General features: G+C 54.0%; 3 protein-coding genes and 1 pseudogene. All 4 read right to left on the bottom strand.

Annotated elements, in window-relative coordinates; all coding sequences use genetic code 11:
* Positions 1 to 129, bottom strand: a 129-nt coding sequence (locus tag ABZO33_RS26750; RefSeq protein ID WP_414538485.1) for a PAAR domain-containing protein, incomplete at its 3' end; no start/stop codon positions are given.
* Positions 126 to 944, bottom strand: a complete 819-nt coding sequence (locus ABZO33_RS26745; RefSeq protein ID WP_414538495.1) for a DUF6708 domain-containing protein — start codon at positions 942 to 944, stop codon at positions 126 to 128. The genes ABZO33_RS26750 and ABZO33_RS26745, both read right to left, overlap by 4 nt.
* 105 nt (positions 945 to 1,049) lie before the next feature.
* Complete coding sequence (locus tag ABZO33_RS26740; RefSeq protein WP_414538494.1) at positions 1,050 to 1,868, bottom strand: DUF6708 domain-containing protein; 819 nt, start codon at positions 1,866 to 1,868, stop codon at positions 1,050 to 1,052.
* Positions 1,865 to 3,601, bottom strand: a pseudogene (locus ABZO33_RS26735) (hypothetical protein); the annotation flags it as partial. The pseudogene ABZO33_RS26735 and the gene ABZO33_RS26740, both read right to left, overlap by 4 nt.

Below are 3,601 nucleotides of genomic sequence, written 5' to 3'. Positions count from 1 at the left end.
GCTGATACGGTCCCCGACTCGGGCAACGGGTTTGCCATTGAACTGATAGGTTTCACTGCCGGTTTCCACCACACCCGCGCCATGCAGCGGGCACTCGTGCAGGTGGCCTACAAGGACGACCGGTTTCATGTGTGTTCTCCTGCGGCAGGGCCGGTACGGGACTCACGGTCTATTGCTTCCGGCCATTGCACTCTTGGGGCTAGTCGGCGAATGGGGGTTAGTTCGAAGTCATTGTCCCAATCGCGGGGCGGGCGAACGAAGGTGGGAAGGGCGTCGGGGCCCTGTTGCATGAACAGTCTGATGAGTTCCCAGTATTGTTTGCCTTCCTCGATATCATGGGTGAAGAAAAGACGGTCGATGATTTCGTCCGTACCAGGTTTACGGACTGCAATAAGAACGTTCTCGACGAGTCCGCCATTGCCCATGGGGGCGTAGACACTACAGGCTTCGGCGATAAGGTCTTTCCAGTCGTAGGCTACGGGGCGTACACCCCATCTCTTTCGGCTGAAAATGTGGATGCGATCAAATCGATATTCATAAAAATAGACTTTTTGCCTGAGTCGATTGAAACGGATTGGTTCGTTGCGTGGTAGCTCAATATCTATGCGTGCATAAGGTAGAGTGATCCAATAGATTGCTGTGATCAGACCAAGTCCAGCTAGGAGGAAATCCACTCCCATATCGTTGATGTTGAATATTGCATCATATATAAAGGCTAGTGTTAGAGGGAGGCCGGGTAGTAGCGCTATACTCAAGGCTATGCTAAAAATCCCCCTGAGTCTTAATGAGGTTCTTGGTACTTCTATGTAGGTTTCGTTTATTTGGTTTGGTGTGGGTGGTAGCTTAGTGGGATTGGCTTTTTGTGTCGGTGCCTCATTGGGTAGGGGTAGGTCATATTTCCAGCCTGGGCCATGACGAGGAAGAGTTACATCGGTGATAGTCATTAATAATTTTCCAGGAAATGTACGGTTGATCTCGAAACTCGTTTTCATTACGCCTGTGTCATGTGGCGGGCATTCGAGCCAGTGATCTGAAAGAGCAAGCTGGCTTCAGAGCGACTCTCCTGCTGTAGGGCCGGTACGGGACTCACGGTCCATCGCTTCAGGCCATTGCACCCTGGGAGCGAATCGGCGAATGGGGGTCAGTTCGAAGTCATTGTCCCAGTCGCGGGGCGGGCGAGCAAAGGTGGGAAGGGCGTCAGGGCCTTGTTGCATGAACAGTCTGATGATCTCCCAATATTGCTTGCCATCCTCAATATCATGACTAAAGAACAGGCGGTCGATTATTTCGTTGGTACCTGTCTTGCGTACTGCGATGACGATATTCTCAACGAGTCCGCCGTTGCCCATCGGGGCATAAAGGCTATAGACCTCGGCGATGAGGTCGCTCCAGTTGTAAACGACAGGGCGTACCCCCCAGTGCTTTTTGCTGAATATTCGAACCTTGTCTTGTTTGTACTCGTAAAAGTAAACTTTTTGTCGGAGTCGGTTGAAGCGGATCGGCTCGTCGCGCGGTAGTTCAACGTCTAAACGTACGATAGGAATGGTTAACCAATAGATGGCTATCAGTGCGGTTAGGCTTATTATGGTGAAATCCAGTTCGATTCTCCCCCTTTCGAATGCCGTTATGTATATTAAAAATAGTATTGGTAGTAGCCCTGTCAGCAGCACTATGCTTCCGCCGATGAGGCCGATACCTCTAACTCTTAGTGAGGATCTGGGTACCTCCATGTAGGTTTCATTTATTTTGTTTGGTGTGGGTGGTAGTAAGGCTGCGTTGAGTTTCTGCGTAGGTTTCTCATTGGGGAGGGGTAGGTCATACTTCCAGCCTAGAATACGCTCATGTAAGTTTTCATTGGAGGTGCTCATTTATTGGTCTCTAGGACTTCCAGGTTTGCATAGGCCTCTGCGGAATTACGATCTGGCCAGTAAGTGACGTTTAACGTTGCAGCCTGTATGCTGTGCCTGCCAAGGCTTGGGGTGAGTTCTATATGGCCGGTTATGAACTCGGTGGTCGTGGAGTCGCCGGAGTGCAACGCTGCAGTTTGTTTGCTGGCTTTTTGACTGAGGGTATCTGTTCTGTAGTCTTTCACTTTGTGAGAGAGGCGTGACGAGGGCTTTTTTTGTGAGGTTGGCAACGGGTGTACAACCGCATGGGATCCTGTGGCGATTGTTTCTCCGCTTGTGTAGTTGGAAGGAACCCCATCGCCATGTCGATGAACGGTCAAGGTCCAGTGATAGCTGTAGCTTGAAACATTAATATTGGGTAGCAAAATCTTGAACGTCAGCTTTTGAACGGTGGCTGCCTGGGCAATCCATCCGATTTTAGCTGTGAGCGTGGGGTCGGCTCTTTGGGTTTCGAATTTCAGACCCGCTTCAACACCTAATGTGGCGGCGTTTAATGCTGCAAAAGCGATATCCGCATGTTCGGGGTAATCCCAATTAATGGCAGGGCTTTCATTGGCTTTGCCGAAATAACACCGCCTTGCCCAACGCTCTAGTGGGTTCGATTCTCTGTTTGCTGCCCAATTGCTAGCACCGTACGCAGCCGTAGCAAGGATGATTGCTATGCCTAAGGGGCCTATCAGTGCTGGACTAAATACTGCATAGACGGAATAAAATGCTCCGGCAATCGATAATGCTACTGTAAATTTATAAGCGTACATGGCGCTTTCGTCTCCATTCACCCATGTTCGCTTTAAGGCAAAGACCGCTTGCGCCGTATCGTAAATACCGGCTACGGCGCCCATGACGGCACCTATCCTGACGGTTGTCCGCCCCATCTTGATGGTCGTGGCCATCCGGGCCGTCCCCGCAGGCGTCATGGGTATCCTGCTATTGATCTGCGTGGCGCCGGCCCTGATGATCAGGCCCAGCGCCTCGATCCCACCGCCAAGGATCGCCAGCTTGGCCCCATGCAACGCCATCACCGCTTCCCTGGATTTTTCGCCGATCTCGATTTCCGCCTTTTCCAGATTCTTCGCCAGGCTGTCATGGGTCAGGTACAAGCCGCCCAGTGCCAGCAGCAGTTCCCAGCTGCTCGCCACCCCGCGCAAACCGGTAAAACTGGTGCGTACCAGCTGGGTGGCCTGCTTCGAGGTAATGCGCAGGCCGTGGAGCAGTTGGCGTGCGTTGGCATCCAGCGTGCCCGCGGCGACCGAGAGGTTGACCAGGCTGATCTGCGCGGCGTCGCTGAGCTGGTTGACGCGCAGGCTTGCCTCCTGGGCCAGGCGCTTGTGCAGCACGTCGGCGGTGCCCTCGACCCAGACGCTGACGGTGATGACGCTGTGCGCCAGCTTCGGGTCGAGCACCGCCAGGCTCAGCAGGCCGTTCTGGATGATCGGCCGTACCCGAGTCCTGGCTGCCCGCACATCTTCATCGAGTTCACGCAGGCCCAGGAGCATGCGCTCGCGGGCCTTGGCGGCCTGCACGCTGGCCGTGTGCTGCAGCTCGCGCAGGTGCGCGCTCTGCAGGGCGTAGTACTCGCTGAGCTTCATCTGCACCTGCAGCTCGATCAGTTGCACGCCGTTGTACAGCCACTGGCTGGCGCTGTTCAGGCGCAGCACGGCGCGCTGCACGCCGGGCGGCAGCAGGAGTTTCAG

It is taken from the genome of Pseudomonas sp. CAM1A (assembly GCF_047501685.1).
GTDB lineage: Bacteria > Pseudomonadota > Gammaproteobacteria > Pseudomonadales > Pseudomonadaceae > Aquipseudomonas.
Note: the sequence above shows the minus strand (reverse complement) of the source record. Positions and strands in the feature narration are given on the sequence as shown.